The sequence below is a fragment of the Bradyrhizobium sp. BEA-2-5 genome (assembly GCF_032918025.1).
Classification (GTDB): Bacteria; Pseudomonadota; Alphaproteobacteria; order Rhizobiales; family Xanthobacteraceae; genus Bradyrhizobium; species Bradyrhizobium pachyrhizi.
Window position 1 is genome coordinate 1,853,058 of record NZ_CP136629.1, and the last position, 20,987, is coordinate 1,874,044.

19 protein-coding genes and 3 pseudogenes are annotated in these 20,987 nt (G+C 63.6%); 11 read left to right on the forward strand and 11 right to left on the reverse strand.

The genetic code is table 11. The annotated features are described in order from the left end of the window. Positions 1-474: 474 nt before the first annotated feature. From RX327_RS08570 to RX327_RS08580, 3 genes are all read right to left on the reverse strand, one after another. Complete coding sequence (locus RX327_RS08570) at positions 475-1,749, reverse strand: cytochrome P450 (protein ID WP_317250034.1); 1,275 nt, start codon at positions 1,747-1,749, stop codon at positions 475-477. 31 nt (positions 1,750-1,780) lie between these two features. Next, on the reverse strand, positions 1,781-3,052 hold the full coding sequence (locus tag RX327_RS08575) for a cytochrome P450 (RefSeq protein ID WP_317250035.1): 1,272 nt from the start codon (positions 3,050-3,052) through the stop codon (positions 1,781-1,783). Positions 3,053-3,294: 242 nt separating this feature from the next. Continuing rightward, the gene (locus tag RX327_RS08580; protein WP_028334976.1) at positions 3,295-3,669 is read right to left on the reverse strand and encodes a hypothetical protein; all 375 of its coding nucleotides are present in this window, start codon (positions 3,667-3,669) and stop codon (positions 3,295-3,297) included. 266 nt (positions 3,670-3,935) lie between these two features. On the opposite strand from RX327_RS08580, the gene RX327_RS08585 reads away from it, so the two are divergent. Together RX327_RS08585 and RX327_RS08590 are read left to right on the forward strand one after the other, a co-directional pair. Next, positions 3,936-5,087, forward strand: a complete 1,152-nt coding sequence (locus RX327_RS08585) for a DUF898 family protein (RefSeq protein WP_410712178.1) — start codon at positions 3,936-3,938, stop codon at positions 5,085-5,087. 4 nt (positions 5,088-5,091) lie between these two features. After that, positions 5,092-6,216 (forward strand): M48 family metallopeptidase, encoded by a 1,125-nt coding sequence (locus RX327_RS08590; protein WP_317250037.1) that lies wholly within the window; start codon positions 5,092-5,094, stop codon positions 6,214-6,216. Positions 6,217-6,322: 106 nt separating this feature from the next. Here RX327_RS08590 and RX327_RS08595 read toward each other — a convergent pair whose 3' ends face one another. Then, positions 6,323-7,471: an ABC transporter substrate-binding protein gene (locus tag RX327_RS08595; RefSeq protein ID WP_028334979.1), complete on the reverse strand. Its 1,149-nt coding sequence runs from the start codon at positions 7,469-7,471 to the stop codon at positions 6,323-6,325. Between the two features lie 450 nt (positions 7,472-7,921). On the opposite strand from RX327_RS08595, the gene RX327_RS08600 reads away from it, so the two are divergent. Continuing rightward, a complete protein-coding gene (locus RX327_RS08600; protein ID WP_028334980.1) occupies positions 7,922-8,134 on the forward strand; it encodes a hypothetical protein in 213 nt (70 codons plus the stop codon). A 14-nt stretch (positions 8,135-8,148) separates the two neighbouring features. On the opposite strand, the gene RX327_RS08605 is transcribed toward RX327_RS08600, so the two are convergent. After that, positions 8,149-9,144: a LysR family transcriptional regulator gene (locus RX327_RS08605; protein WP_028334981.1), complete on the reverse strand. Its 996-nt coding sequence runs from the start codon at positions 9,142-9,144 to the stop codon at positions 8,149-8,151. Positions 9,145-10,024: 880 nt separating this feature from the next. Here RX327_RS08605 and RX327_RS08610 point away from each other — a divergent pair. Further along, a pseudogene (locus tag RX327_RS08610) lies at positions 10,025-10,740 on the forward strand (IS5 family transposase). A 91-nt stretch (positions 10,741-10,831) separates the two neighbouring features. On the opposite strand, the gene RX327_RS08615 reads toward RX327_RS08610, so the two are convergent. After that, complete coding sequence (locus RX327_RS08615) at positions 10,832-11,632, reverse strand: DUF2927 domain-containing protein (RefSeq protein WP_317250038.1); 801 nt, start codon at positions 11,630-11,632, stop codon at positions 10,832-10,834. 93 nt (positions 11,633-11,725) lie between these two features. Further along, positions 11,726-12,301, reverse strand: a complete 576-nt coding sequence (locus RX327_RS08620; protein WP_317250039.1) for a L,D-transpeptidase — start codon at positions 12,299-12,301, stop codon at positions 11,726-11,728. Positions 12,302-12,627: 326 nt separating this feature from the next. Here RX327_RS08620 and RX327_RS08625 point away from each other — a divergent pair, with 326 nt between their 5' ends. The 3 genes from RX327_RS08625 to RX327_RS08635 all read left to right on the forward strand — a co-directional run bounded on the left by RX327_RS08625 (position 12,628) and on the right by RX327_RS08635 (position 15,061). Continuing rightward, positions 12,628-14,175: an acetolactate synthase large subunit gene (locus RX327_RS08625; RefSeq protein ID WP_317250040.1), complete on the forward strand. Its 1,548-nt coding sequence runs from the start codon at positions 12,628-12,630 to the stop codon at positions 14,173-14,175. Positions 14,176-14,318: 143 nt separating this feature from the next. Then, positions 14,319-14,855, forward strand: a complete 537-nt coding sequence (locus RX327_RS08630; RefSeq protein ID WP_317250041.1) for a hypothetical protein — start codon at positions 14,319-14,321, stop codon at positions 14,853-14,855. A gap of 53 nt (positions 14,856-14,908) precedes the next feature. Further along, positions 14,909-15,061 carry a hypothetical protein gene (locus RX327_RS08635; protein ID WP_160321703.1) on the forward strand — a complete coding sequence of 51 codons (153 nt, stop codon included), beginning with the start codon at positions 14,909-14,911 and terminating at the stop codon, positions 15,059-15,061. Between the two features lie 247 nt (positions 15,062-15,308). Here the strand turns inward: RX327_RS08635 and RX327_RS08640 are convergent, their stop codons facing one another. After that, on the reverse strand, positions 15,309-15,545 hold the full coding sequence (locus RX327_RS08640; RefSeq protein WP_244481729.1) for a hypothetical protein: 237 nt from the start codon (positions 15,543-15,545) through the stop codon (positions 15,309-15,311). A 171-nt stretch (positions 15,546-15,716) separates the two neighbouring features. On the opposite strand from RX327_RS08640, the gene RX327_RS08645 reads away from it, so the two are divergent. Continuing rightward, positions 15,717-15,857: a hypothetical protein gene (locus RX327_RS08645; protein WP_167350374.1), complete on the forward strand. Its 141-nt coding sequence runs from the start codon at positions 15,717-15,719 to the stop codon at positions 15,855-15,857. A 69-nt stretch (positions 15,858-15,926) separates the two neighbouring features. Here RX327_RS08645 and RX327_RS08650 read toward each other — a convergent pair whose 3' ends face one another. Beyond that, positions 15,927-16,298, reverse strand: coding sequence for a DUF4118 domain-containing protein (locus RX327_RS08650; protein ID WP_028338178.1), 372 nt, complete (start codon positions 16,296-16,298; stop codon positions 15,927-15,929). 178 nt (positions 16,299-16,476) lie between these two features. Here RX327_RS08650 and RX327_RS08655 point away from each other — a divergent pair, with 178 nt between their 5' ends. Together RX327_RS08655 and RX327_RS08660 are read left to right on the forward strand one after the other, a co-directional pair. Beyond that, positions 16,477-16,809: a hypothetical protein gene (locus RX327_RS08655; RefSeq protein WP_050383067.1), complete on the forward strand. Its 333-nt coding sequence runs from the start codon at positions 16,477-16,479 to the stop codon at positions 16,807-16,809. Between the two features lie 437 nt (positions 16,810-17,246). Continuing rightward, a complete protein-coding gene (locus tag RX327_RS08660) occupies positions 17,247-18,578 on the forward strand; it encodes a tyrosine-type recombinase/integrase (protein ID WP_317250042.1) in 1,332 nt (443 codons plus the stop codon). On the opposite strand, the gene RX327_RS08665 is transcribed toward RX327_RS08660, so the two are convergent. After that, positions 18,523-18,879, reverse strand: a complete 357-nt coding sequence (locus tag RX327_RS08665) for a hypothetical protein (protein WP_317250043.1) — start codon at positions 18,877-18,879, stop codon at positions 18,523-18,525. The genes RX327_RS08660 and RX327_RS08665 overlap by 56 nt on opposite strands. Before the next feature lie 461 nt (positions 18,880-19,340). Here RX327_RS08665 and RX327_RS08670 point away from each other — a divergent pair. Continuing rightward, a pseudogene (locus RX327_RS08670) lies at positions 19,341-19,466 on the forward strand (erythromycin esterase family protein); the annotation flags it as partial. Between the two features lie 67 nt (positions 19,467-19,533). Here the strand turns inward: RX327_RS08670 and RX327_RS08675 are convergent. Further along, positions 19,534-19,710: pseudogene (locus tag RX327_RS08675) on the reverse strand (response regulator); the annotation flags it as partial. Positions 19,711-20,987 lie beyond the last annotated feature (1,277 nt).

Below are 20,987 nucleotides of genomic sequence, written 5' to 3' on the forward strand. Positions count from 1 at the left end.
TACTGCAAGACGCGGCGCATCAACCGCCCGGCAAAGACATAGGGCCGATCGCGGTGGTGGCCAAGAACTATCTAGGTTCAGCAAGGATCAGCACCGGAGGGTTCTCTATGCGCATGAAGCCGCAGGAGCCCCATTGGCGGCCCGGCCGCCTTGATGCGTCGCTTCAGCAATTCTTCCCAGATAGTCCGGAGCTGCATTCAGACGACCGTGCGCGAGCTAGCGTGCGTGACGGCTCCGCTGCTCTTGCCAGAAGTCGAGCACCGCTCCGACAATCGCCTCCGGAGCGTCCTCCTGCACGAGGTGCTTGGCGTTCGGCACGACGGTGAGGCGGGCGCCGGGGATCCGCCGTGCAGGTCTGCGCTGCGGCTCATGCATCGCGGCGGGAAACCGCTTTCCAACAGACGCGCACTGATCGCGTTTGTGGCCAAGCGCCTCGCTTTTCCGACATTAGCAGAATATCCGACGTCGGACGCGTCAGCCCGGGATTCGCACCGGCAGGTTCTCGATGCCGCGCATGAAGCTCGAATAGATCCGCTTCGGCTCTCCGACCACCTCGATGCGGTCGAACCGCTTCAGCATCTCTTCCCAGACGATCCGCAGTTGCAATTCGGCAAGCCGCATGCCGACGCAGCGGTGGATGCCGAAGCCGAAGGAGAGGTGGGTGCGCGGCCGGGGCCGGTCGATGATGAACTCGTTCGGCTTCTCGAACATCTCCTCGTCGCGGTTGCCCGAGACGTACCACATCACGACGCGGTCGCCCTTCCTGATGTGCTTGCCGCCGATCTCGGTGTCCGCAAGCGCGGTGCGCCGCATATGTGCGAGCGGCGTCTGCCAGCGGATCACCTCGGGCACCATGGAATCGATCAGCGCCGGATCGGCGCGGAGCTTGTCGTACTGCTCGGGATTCTCGTTCAGCGCCAGCACCGAGCCGGTCATGGTGTTGCGCGTGGTGTCGTTGCCGCCGACGATGAGCAGGATGATGTTGCCCATGAGGTTGTCGGGGTCCATGTGGCGCGTGGCCTCGTTGTGCGCCATCAGCGACAGCAGGTCGTTGCGCGGCGCGGAGTTGACGCGCTCGTTCCACAGCTTCGACATGTAGGCGTAGCACTCGTCCATCTCGCGGCGGCGCTCCTCGGCGGAGGCGACGATGCCGCTCTTGGGCAGCGCGGTCGAGACGTCGGACCAGCGCGTCAGCTTGCGCCGCTCTTCCCAGGGGAAGTCGAACAGCGTCGCCAGCATCTGCGTCGTCAGCTCGATCGAGACGCGCTCGACGAAGTTGAAGGTCTCGTTGCGCGGCAGATTGTCCAGCACGGTCTGCGAGCGCTGCCGGATCAATCTCGCCAGCTCGTCCAGATGCTGAGGGGTGAACATCGGCGAGACCGTCTTGCGCTGCGCCGAATGCCGGGGCTGGTCCATCGCGATGAAGCTTGGATAATCGTAGCCTTCCGGCACGTCGCGGATCGAGATGCCGCCGAGCTTCGAATCCGAAGAGAAGATGCCGTGATTGGTGTCGACATGCATGATGTCGTTGTACTTCACCACCGACCAGTACGGCTCGATCGGCGCGTTGGTGCAGTAATGCACCGGCTCTTCCTTGCGCAGCCGCTCGAACCACGGCCACAGCGTGTCGTCCTGGAACAGCCTGGGCGCGCCGGGGTGGAAGTCCTTGAGCGGTGTCGAATACGCTTCCTCGCGGGCCTGGCGCAGCAACTCGGCCCGGTCGGCACGGATGGCGGTCTGGACGTTCATGGTTGTTCGATCCCGGTTGGCTCGCGACGCGTCAGGCGGCGATGCGCACTGGCAGCGTCTCGTAGCCTTTGATGAAGCTGGAATACACCCGCTGCGGCTCGTCCACCACCTCGATGGTGTCGAAACGCTTGAGAATTTCTTCCCAAATAATCTTGAGCTGGAGTTCGGCGAGCCTGAGGCCCACGCAGCGGTGGATGCCGAAGCCGAAGGAGAGATGCGTGCGTGGGCGGGCGCGATCGATGATGAAATCATAGGGCTTTTCGATCACCTCTTCGTCGCGGTTGCCCGAAACGTACCACATTACGACCTTGTCACCCTTCTTGATCTGCTTGCAGCGGAATTCGAAGTCGGAGAGCGCCGTGCGCCGCATATGCGCGAGCGGCGTCTGCCAGCGGATCACCTCGGGCACGAAGCTGTCGAGCAGATCAGGGTTCTCGCGCAGCTTGCGATACTGCTCCGGATGCTGGCTCAGCGCGTAGATCGAGCCCGACATGGTGTTGCGGGTGGTGTCGTTGCCGCCGACGATCAAAAGGATGAGATTGCCGAGGAAGTTCCTGGCGTCCATGTCGCGCGTGGCGGCACTGTGCGCCATCATCGACAACAGATCGCTCTTCGGCGGCTGCTCGATGCGCTCCTTCCAGAGGCGGGAGAAATAGGCCGCGCATTCCGTCAGCTCGGTCATTCGTTCGTCCTCGGTGGCGACGAGGCCGTCGGGGCCGGGAATGGTGGTGGCGATGTCCGACCAGCGCGTCAGCTTGCGGCGGTCTTCCCAGGGGAAGTCGAACAGCACCGCCAGCATCTGCGTCGTCAGCTCGATCGAGACGCGGTCGACCCAGTCGAACACCTCGCCGCGGGGCAGGTTGTCCAGGCACTCGGCCGAGCGCTTGCGGATGTTGATCGCGAGATTGTCCAGATGCGTCGGCGTGAACATCGGCGCCACGGTCTTGCGCTGCGCCGAATGACGCGGCTGGTCCATCGCGATGAAGCTTTCGCGGCGCAAATCCGGATCGATGTCGCGGATGGTGATGCCGCCGAGCGCGGAGGCCGAGGAGAACACCGCATGGTTGGTCTCGATCTCCATGATGTCGTTGTAGCGCGTCACCGACCAATACGGCCCGAACATCGAGTCCTTGCAGTAGTGCACCGGATCGTCCCGGCGCAGGCGATCGAAATAGGGCCAGAACGCATCCGTCCTGAACAGCTCGGGATTGCCGGGATCGTAGTCCGAAAGCGCAAGCGAATTGGCGCGTTCGCGTGCGGCGTCCAGATTCGTGTTGTCGGCGAGATCGATGGTCCCGTGCATGAGCGGCTCCTCAACCGTTTGAGCTGCCGGGGCATGGCCGGCGCGGCATGTTTTACCGAATTACATTCTCATTCCGCGGTTTGCGCAAGGGCTCTCGACGCGCATTTGGCCGCATTGATGTCAGGCCAAAGCGGCCGAATCCGGGCTTTTCCGGTGGGGAAGGGGCCGCGGCCGCGACCACGCCCTTTTGAAACGGCGTTTGATTGGGGCGGGCGGCGGCCTGCGAATGGTGCGGGCGCCGTTTATTGACTGCCGGTTTTCTCGCCGGCGGGTTTTTCGCAGGGGTAGGTGTCCTGCATGCCCCACAGCAGCAGGAGAGCGATCACCATCTCACCTTTCGCCGAGCGCTTGTCGGCGGACTTGAGCATGATCTCTTCGGTCTGCTCGCTGCTCAGTGCGAGGTCGTCGGGCATGCAGAACAACAATTGGCCGCCATGCCGTTTCAGCCAGGCATTGGAGGCCATCAGGCCGCCCCTGACCCCGTCCAGGTACATATGATTGAAGATGCGGAAATTCTCACTCTTGGGATTGCGATAGGAATCCAGCCGCACGTCGACGGCAGCAGCCGGAGCTGCCGTGAGCGCCAGGAAGCATGCCGACAAGATCCATCTGGTCATCGCTCCGGTTTCCTCGCTTTGCGGCGGCGTCTTCGCCTCGATCGCCTGATCGTTAAGTATGTCATTGCAGCCCTGGGGTTCGACGCCGGCGGTCGATCCAGGACTGCGCGCTTTCCGGCATTGCCGTTAAGGCATGGCCAACCGCATCCCGCCAAAAATCGCCCCGCGATCTCGACCTTGTGTGAAACCTGGATCACACTCGCGACGACAAATCTGTGCTTTTGATACCCAGAGATTGTCCCGCCAGGAGCCATCCCGTGAACGACATGAGCTGGACCCCGCTGGGGCCGCCGCAGCCGCCTCCGCAACCGGCTCCGCCACCGATGCCGGTGGCGTTTTCAGGGAACCGGAAGGAGTTCTTCCGCCTGGTCGCGCGCGGCGCCGGGCTCGAGCTCGTCACCTTCGGCTTCTACCGGTTCTGGCTGGTCACCGACATTCGCCGCCATCTGTGGGCCAACACTGCGATCGACGGCGATGCAGCCGAATATACCGGGCGGGGCAAGGAGCTTTTGATCGGCTTCCTGGTCGCGCTCGCGATCCTGGTGCCGATCTACCTCGCCTACTTTCTGATCGGCATCGAGTCCGAGCATTTCAAGGCGTTCGCCTCGCTGCCGCTGGTCGCCTTCTTCTACCTGTTCGGCCAGTTCGCGATCTTTCGCGCGCGGCGCTACCGGCTGACGCGTACGGTCTGGCGCGGCGTGCGGTTCTGGATGGACGGCTCGGGCTGGGCCTATTCGCTCAAGGCCTCGCTCTGGGGCGTGCTGGTCGTGATCACGCTCGGCCTCGCGCTGCCGTGGCGCGAGGCGGCGCTCGAACGCTACAAGATGCGGCACTCCTATTACGGCGATCTGCAAGGCTCGTTCGACGGCCGCGGCTGGGAGTTCTTCAAGCGGGGCTGGTGGCTCTGGGTCCTGATGCCGTTCGCGCTCTACAGCACGATCTTCGCCCCGTTCGCCTATGCCGCGTTCAAGGCGGTCGAGTGGCGCTGGTGGCTGTCGGGAATCCGCTTCGGCGAAGTGAGGCTGGAATCCACCCTCCGCCGCGGCGCGCTGATCGGCCTGTACTGGAAGGTGATCGGCTGGGTCGTGCTGCTCGGCGTCGTGTTCGCGGCCTATCTCGCGCTCGGCACCTTGCTGGTCGCCAGCATGGACGGCTCCTCGATCGCGGACTTCTTCAGGACCGAGGCGTTCGCCAGGAGCATTCCGCTGATCGTGCTGCTCGGCATCGGCTATCTCGCCTTTGCGCTGGCGCTGAACGTGGTGTTGCGCGTCTATCTGATGCGCGATCTCTGGGTCCGGGTGCTGTCCTCGACAATCGTGCACAACATCGGGGCGGCGGCCAACGTCACCGCGCGCGGCGAGCTCGCCAACGCGCTCGGCGAAGGCTTTGCCGACGGCCTCGACGTCGGGGGCTTCTAGCTACATGGAATCCGATTCCGGCCAGACCAATTCTGCAGCGGCGCCGGCTCCCGGCGGTGTCTTCTTCGACGGCGTGTCGAACCGGCGGCGCATCGTCGCGCTCAAACTGTCCGACTCACTGGAGATCCGTGAAGACGGCGCGCTGCTCGCGCGCTGGGCGTTTCACGACATCCGCCGCGCCGACAGCCCGTCCGGCCTGTTGCGGCTGAGCTGCCTGACCGCACCGCCTCTGGCGCGGCTCGACATCCGCGACGCCGGGCTGATCGCCGCGCTGGTCGCGCGCTGCGACACGCTCGAGGCGGATTTGCCGAACCGCAGGGGTGTCGCCGCGATCGTCGGCTGGTCGCTCGCGGCCGCGGTGTCGATTGTGCTGGTGGTGCTGTTCGGCGTGCCGCTCGCCGCCGAGCGGCTGACGCCGCTGGTGCCCGACTCGTTCGAGCGTCGCATCGGCGATGTCGCGGAGGCGCAAGTCAAGGTGCTGTTCGACGGCAAGCCGTGCAGCAATCCGGCCGGCCAGGCGGCCTTCGCGAAGCTGGTCGGCAAGTTGCGGCAGTCCGCAGGCTTCGATACGTCGGTGCAGTCGGGCGTGCTGCCGACCTCGGTGCCGAACGCCTTCGCGCTGCCCGGCGGCAAGGTCTATTTGTTCGACGGGCTGCTGGAGAAAGCCGAGAACCCCGACGAGATCGCCGGCGTCCTGGCGCATGAGCTCGGCCATCTCCGGCACCGCGACAGCATGCGCGAGTTGATCCACAACGGCGGCACCTCGTTCCTGATCGGGCTGTTGTTCGGCGATGTCACCGGCTCCGGCGCGCTGATCTTCGCCTCGCGCTCGCTGGTGACGTCGTCTTATTCCCGCGACGCCGAGACCAACGCCGACAGCTTCGCGATCGAGACCATGCACAAACTCGGCCGTCCGGCCAAGCCGATGGGCGAACTGATGTTTCGCGTCACCGGCAAGGAGGGCGGCAAGGGGCTCTCGCTCGTCTCCAGCCACCCCTTGACCGAGGACCGCCTCGCGCGCATGGACAAGGCCGATGCCGCCAGCCGGCCCGACGGTCCGCCGCTGTTGTCCTCGGCCGAATGGCAGGCGCTGAAGGGCATCTGCGGATCTGGCAAGGGCAAGGTGTGACGGCGAAGCACGTAGCCCGCATGAGCGAAGCGACATGCGGGTAAGTCGCCCCGGATGTCGCTTCGCTCATCCGGGCTACGGCTTTGCTGGCTGACGGGCCTACGTCCTACTTCACCAGCCGGAACTTGCCGCCCTCGACCTTGATCAGGAACGCCGATCGCTCGTCATAGCCGTTGTGATCGGTCGGGCTCATCGTCGAGAGGCCGTTGTTCAGGTAGACGTCCTTGCCGCGCTCGAGCTCGTCGCGCAGCGCGGCGCGGAATTCCGCCGTGCCGGGCTTTGCGGTCTTCAGCGCATTCGCCGCCGCCCGCTTGAACAGCGTGACGGCGTCCCACAGATGCGCGCCGAAGATGTTCGGCTTCTGCCCGTTGGCCTTCTCGTAGGACGACACGAACTCGTCGCGCACCTGGCGGAACGGATCGTTCGCCGGCAGATCGTCGGCGATGGTGAAGGCCTCGCCGGTGAAGATCGCGCCCTCGACATTGGCGCCGCCGAGCTTGATGAACTCCTCCGAGGCCACGCCATGGGTCTGGAATATCTTGCCGGCATAGCCACGGCTGCGCAGCGCCTCCTGCGGCAGCACGGCGGGCGTGCCGGCGGAGGCGATGAACACCGCTTCCGGATTGGTCGCGATTACCTTCAGCGCCTGGCCCATCGCGCTGGTGTCGGCGCGCGCATAGACCTCATGCGTCGTCACGGTGAGGCCGAGCTGAGGGGCGAGCCGCGACACCTCCTTGTAATAGCCTTCGCCATAGCCGTCGGAGACGCCGATATAGCCGAGCGTCTTGATGCCGGATTTAGCGATGTATTTCAGGACGGCCGCCGCCATCAGGTCGTCATTGGGCACCACCTTGAACGCCCAGCGGCGGCGGTCGTCCATCGGCTGCACGATCGCGGTCGCCGCCGCGAGCGAGATGATCGGCGTCTTGCTCTCCACGGCGACGTCGAGCATCGGCATGGTCACCGGGGTGAGCGAGGAGCCGATCAGGATATCGACGCCGTCCTGGATCACCAGGCGCCGCGCATTCTGCGTGCCCTTGGTCGGGTCGGACTCGTCGTCGAGCGCGATATAGGTCACCTTCTCGCCGCCGATCTCCTTCGGCAGCGCGGCGATGGTGCGCATCTGCGGCTGGCCGAGCGCCGAGCCCGGTCCGGATCCGGACACCACGACGCCGACCTTGATGTCGGCACGCGCGCCCGGCGCGACCAGGATCGCGCTCGCAAATGTCAACAGTCCGGCCATGGCCAGCTTCATTACAAATCCTCCCAGCAGGTTTTTTTATCTGCGGCCGATGATAGCCGACCGCCGTCCGCTCGCGCATCATATCGATTCCGCCCGATCCGTCTGTCCCCCTGATTGGGGACATTGGGCGACGCGGGCAGGGTCTGCGCCTGCTCGAGTTCAGCCCTGATCGGCTGGAGTGCCGGAACGGCGAACGGGAATGGCGAGGCCGACGCCGTCCGGAGCTCTTGAACGGGCTCCGCCCGCCATGAACCTCGCGTTTACCAATCCCTTAAAGGCCGTGAGAACCAGTTTCCCTAATCGGGCGGCAACGACCTGCTGTTATTGAAGGACAGGAAAAGGGAGTACGAACCATGTTCAGCATTGTTCGGATCCTCGTCTTGATCGCATGTGCACATGCGGGATCCGTGGTTGCGGAAGTGCGGTGGGACGGCGCGCAGTCATCGCCGGCGGTCCACGTCCATGATTGAGCCTCATCCGATTGCGTCCGAGCACGCGCGCGCTATCTGCGAAGAGATTGGCGAGCGGCTGCGCCATGCCCTGCGCGGCGATTACGCCGATCTGCCGCCAAGGCTGCGCAAGCTCGTCGACGAGCTCGCTCTGCAGGATTGCGAAGCGCCGTCGCTGGTGCCGACCATGGCGGAGATGACGAGACCGCTGGTCGTCGCGGCCTAAGCCGAGCGTCCGCGTCACACGTTCTTCGCAACCTTCCGTGTCCGCGTCGGTCCGGCGCCGGCGATTGCCGGCTTGATATTCCACACCGCGCGCACGCTCGCGAAGGCGTGCGCGATCACCGGCTCCTGGCGGCGGGCGGCGAGGCTGGCGAAGGAGAGATCGCAGGTCAGCTTCACCTTGTCGGCGACCACGAACTGATGCGGCCGCGCCATCCGCGGCGCCAGCACGTTGTCGCGGGCGAGGCTGAGGCAGAGGCCGGATTCGACGAAGTCGATCATCGCCTCTTCCTGGTCGGTGTAGCCGATTCGCTTCGGCAATGCGCCGAGCGGGCGGAAGATGTCGTCGAGCAGCCGCCGGTGGCCGGAGTGCGGCGGTGTCGCGAGCCAGGGCAGCTCGGCGAGCTCGACCCAGCCCTTGCCCATCACCCGGTCGCGCCAGGCGATCGGTGCGATCACCCGGTAGTCGTAGCAAAGCAGCGGGGCGAGCTGGTAGCGGCCGTCGGCGATGGTCCGTTCGGTGAAGCTGTGATGGACGAGCTGGTCCTGAGGCGTGGCGTCGACATAGTAGCCGACGTCGAGCTCGCCGCGGCCGATCTGCGCCAGCACGTCGTCGCTCACGCCATGGCGCAGGAAGACTTCGGTGCGCTGCGAGGACATCGCAAGGCTGCGCACGAACGGTCCGAGCCGGGTGAATTCGGGGTCGAGGATGGTGCCGACGCGCAGCGTGCCGCGCTGTGCCTCGTTCAGCGAGTCCGCCATCGCCTTGAAATCGGAGGCGGCCGCGACCGCCCGGTGCGCCAGCGGCAGCAGCGCGGCGCCGGCCTCGGTCAGGGTGAATCCGGCAGGGGTGCGGTTGAACAGCTGCAGCCCGGTGCTTTCCTCGAGTGCCTTCAGTTGCAGGCTGACCGCGGGCTGGGTCAGTTTCAGCATCGCCGCTGCGCGCGATACCGTGCCCTCACGGGCAACCGTGATGAAGCAACGCAAGGCCTGGGTACGGGGAAGCTCGATCATCGCGCACGCTTATAGCACACTTTTTTGGCGCGCATCCGACCTGCGTCGTGCATTGTCATGCGATTATAATACAACCAATGCGAGAAGTCAGGACGGCCGCCACGCGACCATGCCTTCGGTGCGCGCGCGGACCTCGGGCGAAGCGAGGCACGAAGCATCTTCGCGAGACGGTGACCACAAAGCCCAGTCTCACCGGGGAGAGCACGTATAAGCCGTAACCCATCGCGCAGGAAAGGCCGGGTTGTTCCCGGTTGCACCTGTGGTCCTACCTCCCGCGTTTTTGTTACGCGGGACCCATGGGTGCGATCGGGACCCGGCTTTCCCTGCGCCCTCCTTGAGGAGAGGGCGGAACGAGATGCAAAGCTCGGGCAAAACATGTCGCGAAAATGCGAAGCTATATGCTCATCCTCATCTGTCATCGCCCGGCTTGTCCGGGTTGTCCACTACGCCGCAGTCTATCGGATTGAACTCAGAGGCCTCTGGAATACTGGATCACGTGCATGCGCGGGTAATGATACCGCGTGTTCGTCATTATGAATCGAGGACCATCCACCGCCGTCGTCCTGGCGAAAGCCGGACCCATTACCCCAAATGTCAATCGTTGCGCGATGCTGTGGCCGCGATCTCGTTCATTATCAAGTGCGGTGGTTATGGGTCCTGGCTTTCGCCAGGACGACGATTGGGGAGAGCGCACGCTCATGCCGCGAGAACGCGGCTGCGTGATTCACAAGCGGCGCAACAAACCCAGTGTCGTCCCGGCCTAGGCGTTGTGGACTCTAGGGATTCCCTTTTGAGGCCAAATCAGATTCAAGGCTTCTTTTGGGAGGCGGCCTTGGGTGTGATGGATCGTTTGGTGTTGAGCGACGCGGCTTGGGAGCGCATGGCGCCGCTCATCATTGGCCGGCCCGACCAGAAAGGTTCGACCGGACGCGACAACCGGATGTTCGTGGAAGGGGTGCTCTGGATCGTTCGCACGGGCTCTCCCTGGCGTGATCTTCCGGAGGCGTTTGGGGATTGGAACAGCGTGTTCCGGCGCTTCAGTCGATGGAGCACCAAGGGTGTCTGGTTGCGGATCTTCGAGGCGATGTCCGATGATCCGGACTTCGAATATTTGATCGTCGATTCCACCATCGTCCGGGCGCATCAGCACGCCGCCGGGGCAAAAAAAGGGGGTCTGAAGATCAAGCGATCGGGCGCTCGCGCGGCGGCTTGAGCACCAAGATACATATGGCCGTTCGAGGTTTGGGATGTCCCGTGCGGTTCACCCTCACCGCAGGCCAGAAGGGCGATGCCCCGCAAGCCGCCACGTTGATCGAGGGATTGCCCGCCGAGGTCGTCATGGCCGATGCAGCCTATGACGCCGATCATTTGCGCCAGGCCATCGCAGCCAAAGGCGCGATCGCCGTCATCCCCAACAACCCCTCGCGAGCCCTCAAACATCCGCTCGACAAGCATCTCTATGCCCAGCGCCACCTCGTGGAATGCTGCTTCAGCAAGCTCAAGCAGTTCCGTCGCGTCGCAACCCGCTTCGAAAAGACCGCCCGAAATTACCGAGCCATCGTCACGCTCGCTGCAATCGTCCTATGGATGCGATAAGTGTCAACACCACCTAGTGCGCACTTGCGCACGGGGGCCGGGACGACGGTGTTGTGCGCGACGAGCATTGCGCACCAAAAAAAGCCGCAACTCACTCCAGATGGTTCACCTTCGCCACCCAGGCGCGGACGTCGGCGAGCACGGCGGGCAGCACCGCCTTGACCTCGGCCACGGTCATGCCTGCCTTGATGCGGGGGTCGTACAGCAGGTTGAGGATGTACTGGTCGTAGACGTCGAAATAGCCCATCGAGACGTTGTCGTTGAACATGGTCCACGGCACGCTCGCGGTGTCGTTGATGGGTCCGAGCGATTGCAGGAGCTCCTCATAGGCGCAGTCGAGGAAGACGAAATCGCCGTTGTCGACGGTGAGGATGACGTCGGAATGCTCGATCTCGAAATCGTCGTTCTTGCGAAAGCCGGACAGGCATTGTGGGTCGAGCGAGGTGCGGATCTCCCTGGCGCGATCCTGGCCGTAGAAGGTCGCGATCGTGCGGTAGAGATCGCGGTCGCGCACCAGCTTGACCCGCACATTCGCCGCTTCGTTGGTGTCTGTCATGGCGATGTCGAGATGCTGCACGCGGTGGGCGATATCGGCCACGACTTTTGCAAGCTGCGTCTTGCGATCGGCGCGGTCGCTCTCGGCGAACACGCGCACCGGCCCGTCGAACTTGCGGATGCGGTCGACGCGGCCAGCGAGGTGATACTCGGCACCGAATGCCGTCTTCAGGAAGCCTTCGATGATCTCGCCGTCGGTGAAGCTCTTCTTCTCGGCGCGCTGGCGCGCGGCGATCGCCGGTACCTCGGTGGCGGCCGCGGGCAGCGCGGCATCAGCGAGGCAAGCGGCGAGCGTTGCGGCGATAAGGACGAGGATCGAAGGACGGTGCTGGGGCATTGTGACAACGCTGCCGCAAGGTTTGCGGCAGCGCAAGGCGGGATCAGCGATCTTGCCGAATGGCGGCGCCTGGTTCCGTTGAAATCGACGCGATCAATTGTTCTTCACCACCACCGTGGTGCCGACCGCGACACGGCTGTAGAGGTCGGTGACGTCGTCATTGGTCATGCGGAAGCAGCCCGAGGAGACCGCCTGGCCGATCGTCTCCGGCTCGTTGGAGCCGTGGATGCGGTACAGCGTCGAGCCCAGATACATCGCGCGGGCGCCGAGCGGATTGTCGACGCCGCCCTTCATGTGGCGCGGCAGGTCGGGCCGGCGGGCCAGCATCTGCGACGGGGGCGTCCAGTCCGGCCATTCCCTCTTGGCGGTGATCTTGTGCACCCCGCCCCAGCGGAAGCCGTCGCGGCCGACGCCGATGCCGTAGCGCAGGGCCTGGCCGTTGGGGAGAACCAGGTAGAGCCGGCGCTCGCTGGTGTTCACCACGACGGTGCCGGGGGCGTAGCTGGTCGGGTAGTTGACGGTGGTGCGCGGGATCGGGCTTGCGCCGCCGCCGCCGAAGAAGCTCGGGGCTTCGGACTGATAGCCGCGGGAATCGAAGAACTGGGCGTGGGCCTGGCCGGCACCTGCCAGGATCGTGAGCGCGGCAAACATCAAGGCAATCGGGCGCATGGTCGTCGTCCTCGCGAACAATCAAATATGCAGTCAGAGAGGCCACAATTACCTGCGTTTCGCAAGCGACGAAGCCGTGACCTCAGGCATTTTCGAACAACACGGTTTAAAAAGGCAACAGATCGGAAGCGATACCTGCATTGTCCGGCCAAGCCTTTGACGAAGCCGCTGAAGAATGGTTGATCTGGAGCGTTTTCGAGCGAAGTGGGTACCGGTTCGCGTCAAGAAAACGCGACCAAACAAAAGGATGAGAGCATGATCCGATTCAATCGGATCGGATCGTGCTCTGAGCGACCTCAAGAACATCTCGAAATGGGAGCGAGAGCATGAACGGTGCGGAAAGCCTGGTGCGGACGATGGTCAAGGGTGGGGTGGACGTCTGCTTCACCAACCCCGGTACCTCCGAGATGCATTTTGTCGCAGCGCTCGACCGCGTGCCGGGCATGCGTTGCGTGCTCGGCCTGTTCGAGGGCGTGGTGACGGGCGCTGCCGACGGCTATTTCCGCATGAAGGGAACACCGGCCTCGACGCTGCTGCATCTCGGCCCCGGCCTCGCCAACGGGCTTGCCAATCTGCACAATGCCAAGAAGGCGAACTCCGGCATCGTCAACATCGTCGGCCAGCACGCCGTCTACCATATCGGCTACAATGCGCCGCTGACGTCCGATATCGAGGGCCTGGCCCGGCCGATGTCATCCTGGGTCCGCACCTCGCCGGACGCCAAATCGGTCGCCGCCGACGGTGCCGCGGCGATTGCCGCCGCCAAAAGCGCTCCGCCGCAGATCGCGACCCTGATCCTGCCCGCCGACACCGCCTGGAACGAGGCCGACGGCATCGCCGAGGTTCCGGCCGAGCAGCAACGCGCGAGCTATTCGCCGCAGGCGGTCGATACCGCGGCGAAAATCCTGCACGGCGATGCCGCGCATACGCTGCTGCTCGTCACCGGCAGCGCGTTGAGCGAGCAGGGCCTGGCGCTTGCCGAGCGCATCGCCGGCAAGACCGGCTGCACCGTGATGGGCCCGACCTTCCGCCCCAAGATGGCGCGCGGCCGCGGCCGCTTCTCGATCGACCGCATCCACTACGTGATCGATCAGGCCCTGCCGATGCTGGCAAAGTTCCGTCACATCGTGCTGGTCGAGTCCGACGATCCCGTGGCCTTCTTCGCCTATCCGAACAAGCCGAGCATGCTCAAGCCGCAAGGCTGCGAGGTCCATCGCATGACCTCCTGGGGCGAGAATTCGGTCGCGGCGCTGGAGGCGCTCGCCGGTGCGCTGCATGCGACCGCGCAGGACGTCAAGCCGCAGCAATTGCAAGAACTGGTCAAGCCGACCGGCGCGCTCACCTTCGCCTCGATCGCGCAGGCGATCGCCTGTGCGATCCCCGAGAACGCAATCATGGTTGACGAATCCCTGACCACCGGCCGGGGCTTCTTTCCGCCGACGGCGGCGGCCGCCCCGCACGACTGGCTCCAGAACATGGGCGGCTCGATCGGCTTCTCCACGCCGCTGTCGATCGGCGCTGCGATCGCCTGCCCGGATCGCAAGGTGATCACCATGGTCGGCGACGGCAGCGCGATGTACACGATCCAGTCGCTGTGGACGCAGGCCCGCGAGAACCTCGACATCGTCACCATCGTGTTCGCCAACCGCATCTACCAGATCCTGCGCGGCGAGTTCGACAATGTCGGCGCCGGCGAACCGGGCAAGCGGGCGCAGGACATGCTGAAGATCGACCGGCCGACGCTCGACTTCGTCGCGCTCGCCCGGGGTATGGGGGTGCCGGGCAGGGCGGTGACGACGGCCGACGAGTTCAACAAGGCGCTGGCCGAAGCGGTCGCCGAGCCCGGACCGCGGCTGATCGAAGTCCAGATGTAGGGGCGTAGTTGCGGCGGCGGCCCAGAGCATGATCCGGAAAAGTGCGAAGCGGTTTTCCGAAAAGATCATGCTCAAACAACAACCTGAAGCGCGATGATGATTCATCCTGATCGCATCGCGCTTTAGTCCAGTCGGAGGCGTCGATGCAGACCGAACTGAACAAGGTGATCGCCGCCGTGGAGGAATTCTATGCGCAGGAGATGTTCCTGCTCGAGCGCGATCTCGGCGAGCGAACGCTCACTCACCGGCTGGCGGTCTACGTCGAGCGGCAATTTTCCGGCTGGCAGGTCGATTGCAACTACGACAGGCTCGGCGAGCGCACGCTGCATCTGCCGCACGGCACCATCATCTCGACCGACGACCATCTCGGCAAGTCGATCTACCCCGATGTCGTCGTGCATCAGCGCGAGATCCCGAACAATCTGCTCGCGATCGAGATCCGCAAGGCAAGCAATCACACGCCGCTCGAGCACGACGAGCACAAGCTGCGGGCGCTGACCGATCCGAACGTCTGGTTTGCCTATGCGATGGGCGTGCTGGTGATCGTCGGACACAGCGGGGTGAGCTTTTCCGAGGTCTATGCCGGCGGAGCCATCGATAGCGCGACATCGCTCTGGTTTGCCGAGCGGCTCCGCGAGAGCGGGCTCGCGAACAGGCGCGACAATGGCGCTCCGCATTAAGCCTATCGATGAATCTTTCTCCGCGTTGCAGTGATAGCCCGTTTGGATCATGCGTGGCCCCTGCGCGCGCGGCACAACAGAAGGTGCGGGAGGTGGAGCAATTCCTGGAGCTGGTGGTCAATTTTCAGAACGATCCGATGGCGGTGCGGATTATCAGCTTCGCAACTCTTTCGCTCCCCCTCCCGCACCTGAATTCGCTGGTCTGACTTTCGCTGGTCCAGCTTGCACTGATCCAACTTCCACTGCCCCAACTTCCAACGCCCCAACTTCCACGGCCTGAGGTGGTCGGCGCACTTGATTGCGACGCGACGGGCCGAGGCGACATCCGCACCGAGACAGTAAAAAGGCCGCCTTCGGGCGGCCTTTTCCGTGATCGCCAAGTCCGTGATCGCCAAGTCCGTGATCGCGAAGTCCGTGATCGCCAAGTGGATCACCGGGCGCGATTGTTTCTATTTATTGCTTGGTGGCATCGCTGCCGGTCGTGGCGGCACCGGTCGTGGCACCGGTCTTGGCGCTCGATTTCTTGGCGGTCTTCTTCGCTTTCTTCTTCGGCGCCTTGGCCGCCTCGCTCTTGGTCGCGGTGTCGCCGCTTTGCGCGGCGGGGGCCGGGCTCCCGCCCGCCTTGTCCTGCGCGAGCGCGGTGGACGAGACGAAGGCAAGGGCGGTGGCGGCGAGGATCAGTGTTCGCATCGGATGTTCTCCCAAGTTGGTTTCCGGCGAGCCTCAACGGGACAGAATGTCGCAGGGTTCCGCGGCGCCGATCATCAGTCCGTGAGCTCTGCGTGAACGGCATGGCCACCGCGGAACCGGGAACCGGGCGCCGCGTTATCTGGCCGGGCAGGAGTTCCGAGGAGAGACGCCATGCGCTGGCGGTCAGTGACGGAAACCACCAATACGGTGCTCGACACCGCCCCCGAGGATACCTTCTACGCGGCGGGCTGGACCATCAGCGGCGTGGCGACGCTGGCCACCATCGTCGCGATCTGGATGTTCGGGATCTGAGGTTGAACGATCCACGACAAGGCAGCCGGCGCGCTGTCGCTGGCGGCCGGTCGCGGCCTGCGTCGTCCGCTACTTCCGCAGAATTGCCAGCCCTTCCCGATAGAGTTGCGAGAAGCAGACCAAGAGCGCACTCGACAGCAGGAACATCGCCAGGCTGTCATAGTCGCCGGCCGTCGGCCAGGCGAACTCGAAATAGGGCGGCATGAACGCCCACCAGACGATCGGTACCGTGATGATGGTGGCAAACGCGCCGGCGGGCGCGCCGCCCATCAGGCCGGCGATCAGGATCGCCGGCACGAAGCCCGCGAAATAGAACTGCATGCCGAAGCTCGCGAACATCTCCTGGGTCGCGGTGGCCAGCACCACCGCAAGCAGGGCGACGACGAATGTCGACAACGACCAAGGCCGCAGCTTCAAAATGTAGTCGTTGCCCTTGCGCATCGAGACTCCCGGCCCCAGCGAGTTCCGGGAAGGTAGCCGAGGAGGCCTGCAAACAAAACCCCGTACGATTCCGAGGGGCAGGGTTGTGCTCGATACAGTGAAAAGGAACCGGCCCGGTCAAGCCGCCGCCGTATTGTCGCGCATATTGCGTTGCGGCACGGCGATTGGGGACAACACGATGCTCGAACTTCTGATTGTCGTTCTCGTCGCCGGGATCGGGTTCGTATCGGGGTACGGCGTGCGCGAACTGATCTCTCGCCGCAGACGGCGGTCCGCCCCGCGCGTTCGCGTTCGCGCGCCGCAGGTTCGCGCCGCGAATGACGACAGCTCCGCCCGCGGCTGGTATCGGCCGACCGGCACTCAAAGCGCCGATCACGCCATCCCGCCACCCGATGAACTCGACGGCGCCGTTCGCGACCTGCTCGGCCAACTCAGCCGGCGCACCGGCAACCCGTCACCCGCCCGCACCGCCGCCGGCAGTAAGGGGGAAGCGCCGGGCCGCCGCCACTAACGCGTCGGCTGCTTTGCATGGGGTTGTTTTCGACATTTTTGATGAGGCGGTCCCGAAGGGGAATGGTGGGCGCACAAGGGATCGAACCTTGGACCTCTCCCGTGTGAACCACAATCCGTAGATCCAGGTTGGCCACACGCAGCCACAGTTCTGTCGAAATAATTCGTTTTATTGCAGTGGCTTATGGCTGATTTGACCTCAGTTGGCCATAAGCGGCCGTACTGCATTTTGTGTGCCCCTGTTGTGCCCGCCGCAGATTTTCCCGTGGGGCACACAATTCGTGGAAGGGTCTGTGCCTCGTTTGTTCTCGAAGGCGCGGTCCTTCCATGCTCGTGTGCCCTGGGGCGGAAAAGCAAAGCAAACTCAATGCTGCTTTCCCGCCACTTGAATGATCCGGGCGCCCGCGGGGGCACACCGTGAGGAGGAGCGTCGGGATCATGCCGGAGCCGAGCAACCAACTGACACTGACCGACGCGGTGATCCGCAGCGCCACGATGCCACCCGGTAAGGCGCAGCATTATCTCCACGACGATAAGCTGCCCGGCCTGGCCTTACGCATGCGCGCTACCGGCGGCCGGACCTGGGTTTACCTCTTCACCAAGCCAGGGGTGAGAGGGACCCAGCGCAAGACGCTCGGCCCGTGGCCCAAGTATAATGAGAAGCTCGCCCGCAAAGCCGCCACCATCGCCGTGGGCGAGGTGGTCAAGGGCATGGACCCCAACGACGCGAAACGCGAGGCGAGGCGGCAACAGGCGGCCGAGAAGCAGCGTACCACGCTAGCGGACCTCATTGTCGAAGATGGTCCCTACCAGGCCTCACTGACCGGACGGCAGGTCGTCAACTGGAGGCCTGCGATGTCGGCGTTGCGGCGCGGACTCAAAGAGAGTGCCGAGAGTGGCGTGGCGGACCTGACGCGGCGGCAAATCATGGCGGCAGTCGACAAGGTTGCGAAGACCGGTAAGCGGGGGGCGGCCAAGGACCTGCGTAAGCACACCCACACGTTCCTCGAGTGGTGCGTTGGCGAGGGGTATGTCGAGCACAATGTGCTGGCTGGCTATCGCGAGCCCAAGGAGACCCGTGCACAGAGGGTGGGGCGCCGAACGAAGGGCCGTGCACTCACTGATGACGAAATCGTCAAGGTTTGGCATGCGTCCGGCAAGCTCGGCACCTTTGGGCTCCTGACGAGGGTGTGCCTACTCGGTGGCCCGCGCCGGAGCGAACCCACCCTGATCGAATGGCAGAAGCACATTATGGATGATCGCATCACCTTCGATGCGGCTTGGACCAAGATGGGCTTGCACCACGATGTACCGCGCACCCACCTCGTTGATGAGGTGCTCGCGGCCGCGAAACATTTTCAGCGCGCCAGGTCCGATTATGTCTTCCCGTCACCGAAGACCGGTGGCCAGATGTCGGGCTTCACCAAGATGGTCAACCGTTTGGTCAAGGACGCGGGCGTCGCAAAATTCACCATGCATGACTTGAGGCGCAGTCTGCGTACCATCATGTCGCGCTGCGGCTACGACAACGAGATCCAGCGGCTGTGTGTCGGGCAAAAGCCAAGCGGAATCGATCAGGTCTACAATCACGACGAACAGTGGATCATCCGCAAAATGGCATTCGAAGCGGCCCATGATTACATCGCGGAGCTGGTCGGCGCGAAACGGGTGGGTAAGGTCGTACGCCTGCAGCGGACGAATCCGCTCGACCCCATTAAGGCCGAGTTGCTGGGTCGTCTCCGCGAGCACTATGCGGCTGAGACGGCTTAGCGGCCTGGTCGGATCCGGCCAAATAGTCGCGCACCGCATCGACACGATAGAGTGGGCGGCCGTCGACGTAGCGCCATTTCAGCGGATGGTTCGGATCGCGCCGCCATTGCTCCAGCGCTCCGGGCGTGCGCCGGATGACGGCGGCCGTTTCCAACGCCGTCAAATTGGAGCCGCCTGGCAGCGTATCGATATCGAACGTCGCGGGGGGCGGCATGCCACGACTCTTGCGACGGCGCTTCGCGTTACGCGGCGCTTTGCTTGGCGACCCAAATGCCTCGTTCCGATTCTGGTCGTCGTTCATGCGCTCCGGACCAATGATCGGTCTGACGCGATAAGATCGTAGGCTGATCCAGCGAGAAAGAAATCAAGCGCGCAGCTAGGGCTGCTGGGCGGCTGTGGCGTACAAATAGGACGAACCGGTTCAGTTGGCCTAGGAAGCTCTCGATGCGCAAATTGCTTTCATTCGACCTTCGGCCTCATAACCTGAAGGTCATAGGTTCAAATCCTATCCCCGCAACCAAACAAGATACTGATTTGCAATCAGCTTTTGAGAGCCGCCCTTTGGGGCGGCTTTCTTGTTTTGTGCCGTTTCGCCACCGTGTCGCCACCCCGATAACCAGCTTGCGAGGTGTCGCTATCTCGCTTCGCACCCCAGGACATCATCGCTTATGTACCAATAGGTCTGGAATGGTGTTCGAGGCCTGCAAATCGCGCAGCACCTCATGACCTCGCTCATCAACTTCGCCATTAAGGGTGAATGGCTTCCTCGATGCGGCGCAGAACGCCCGGCTGATCGCGTCGGCTGAGCGCTACTACCGGATCATGTATTACGGCGGCGCCGACTCCTGGAATCTGCGGGGCACCCACATGTTCGAGACTCTCGGCCATAGCCCCTGGCGTAGATCACCGGCAGCTCCGGATCGCTTTCGCGGCAGCACTCCGCGATCTGCCAGCCGTCGATGGTTCCGGGCAGCCTGACATCGGTGATCAGCGCGTCCGCGACGTGGCGCTTGCACCGGTCCAGCGCCTCTTCCCCGGTGATCGCGTGGATGACGTGGTAGCCCGCATCGCGCAGCGCCTCGACAACGAATTTACGGATAAGGGGGGCGTCCTCGACAAGGAGTACGCTCACCGGCAGCTCCTTGCAGACATGGCGGCTGTGAGCCGCTTGAGCAGCCGTCCGGCGACTAATTGAAGATTAGCATGGACAGAAGGATAACCAAGAAGACAAAAAGGCCTGCAACAGCAACTTCGAATACGCGCTCAGTGATCATGCGTACCCCCACATATCTCGAACGGGGCGGAGAGCGCTGATCGGCTAAGTTCGTTCCCTTGGTAGGAAATCGAATATTTAAACATCCGGGGCGGGGTTTGCGAATCGACGAAAAACGGCAATTCTCGACAGTATTATCGGATAAAAGCAATTTTGGGATTACCGAAGAATGGATCTTAAGATCAGGGGCGCGCCGAGCTGGCCGCCTTGTCCGGCGTGCGGGAAGGGCATGGCCAAGATTAAGCATGACGCCGATGACGATGGTCGCGAGTGGTGCGTGTTCGAGTGCTTCAACTGTGGCCACACGGAAACGTCGGAGCCGGCGGTGTACGGGCGATAAGGGCCCATCCTTAAAGCGGCCCCAATCTGGGGGCCGCCAACCCGAACCTGACACTCGGGTTTTCTTCTGGCAGGGGGGGTGAGGGTTGGCTGGCCAGAAGCGCCAATTATACGCTTATGCCGTTTCGATGGTTCCTAGCCCGCCGGGCGTTCAGGAAAAAAGCGGCAATTTTCTCTCCCGAGAGTCACGAGGGGTATTCCGGAGCCCCTCATTTGCTGGGGCCTTTTCGATTTGGAACGAAGCGGATGCAGTAGCATTGGTCGCCGTGTTCGGCGCCGCATCGCTACCGGCGCTGAGAACGCCCAGTCAGACACTGGCCCCGGCTTCCTCTCGCTGGGGCCGTTTCTTTTTTAGGCGCATGGGATCAGCTTGCGCAGCTAGGTCGGCGGCCTCAGGCCAGGCGACGTTAGCCATTCTGCCATGCGGGCGGCTGTATCGTCCTGACGGGCCTTGCGTAACATGGCCTCTCGCTCGGGACAGGGTGGAAGGGTTTTCGTCGTCTCGCGGAGGTCGCGTGCCTCTTGGGCAAGGCGCTCTTCAAGATTCTGCGTTTGTTTGAAACGACGACGCTTGGTGGCCATTGCGCTGTCCTTTCCGTTCCGGGGAAGGCGGGAGCGCGCCTTTGCGTTCTCATCACCGATGGATACCTCGGGGCCGTGCGGTGATGTTGGGTTACGTTTTTGCCTCGACGCCCGTTCCGCGCGGAACCGGTTCGCAAAATGAAACCGTGGCACGCAGGTCGGCGTGGCGACGCAACTTATGACAGGGCGCGCATTGGATGTTTGTGCAAACCTTC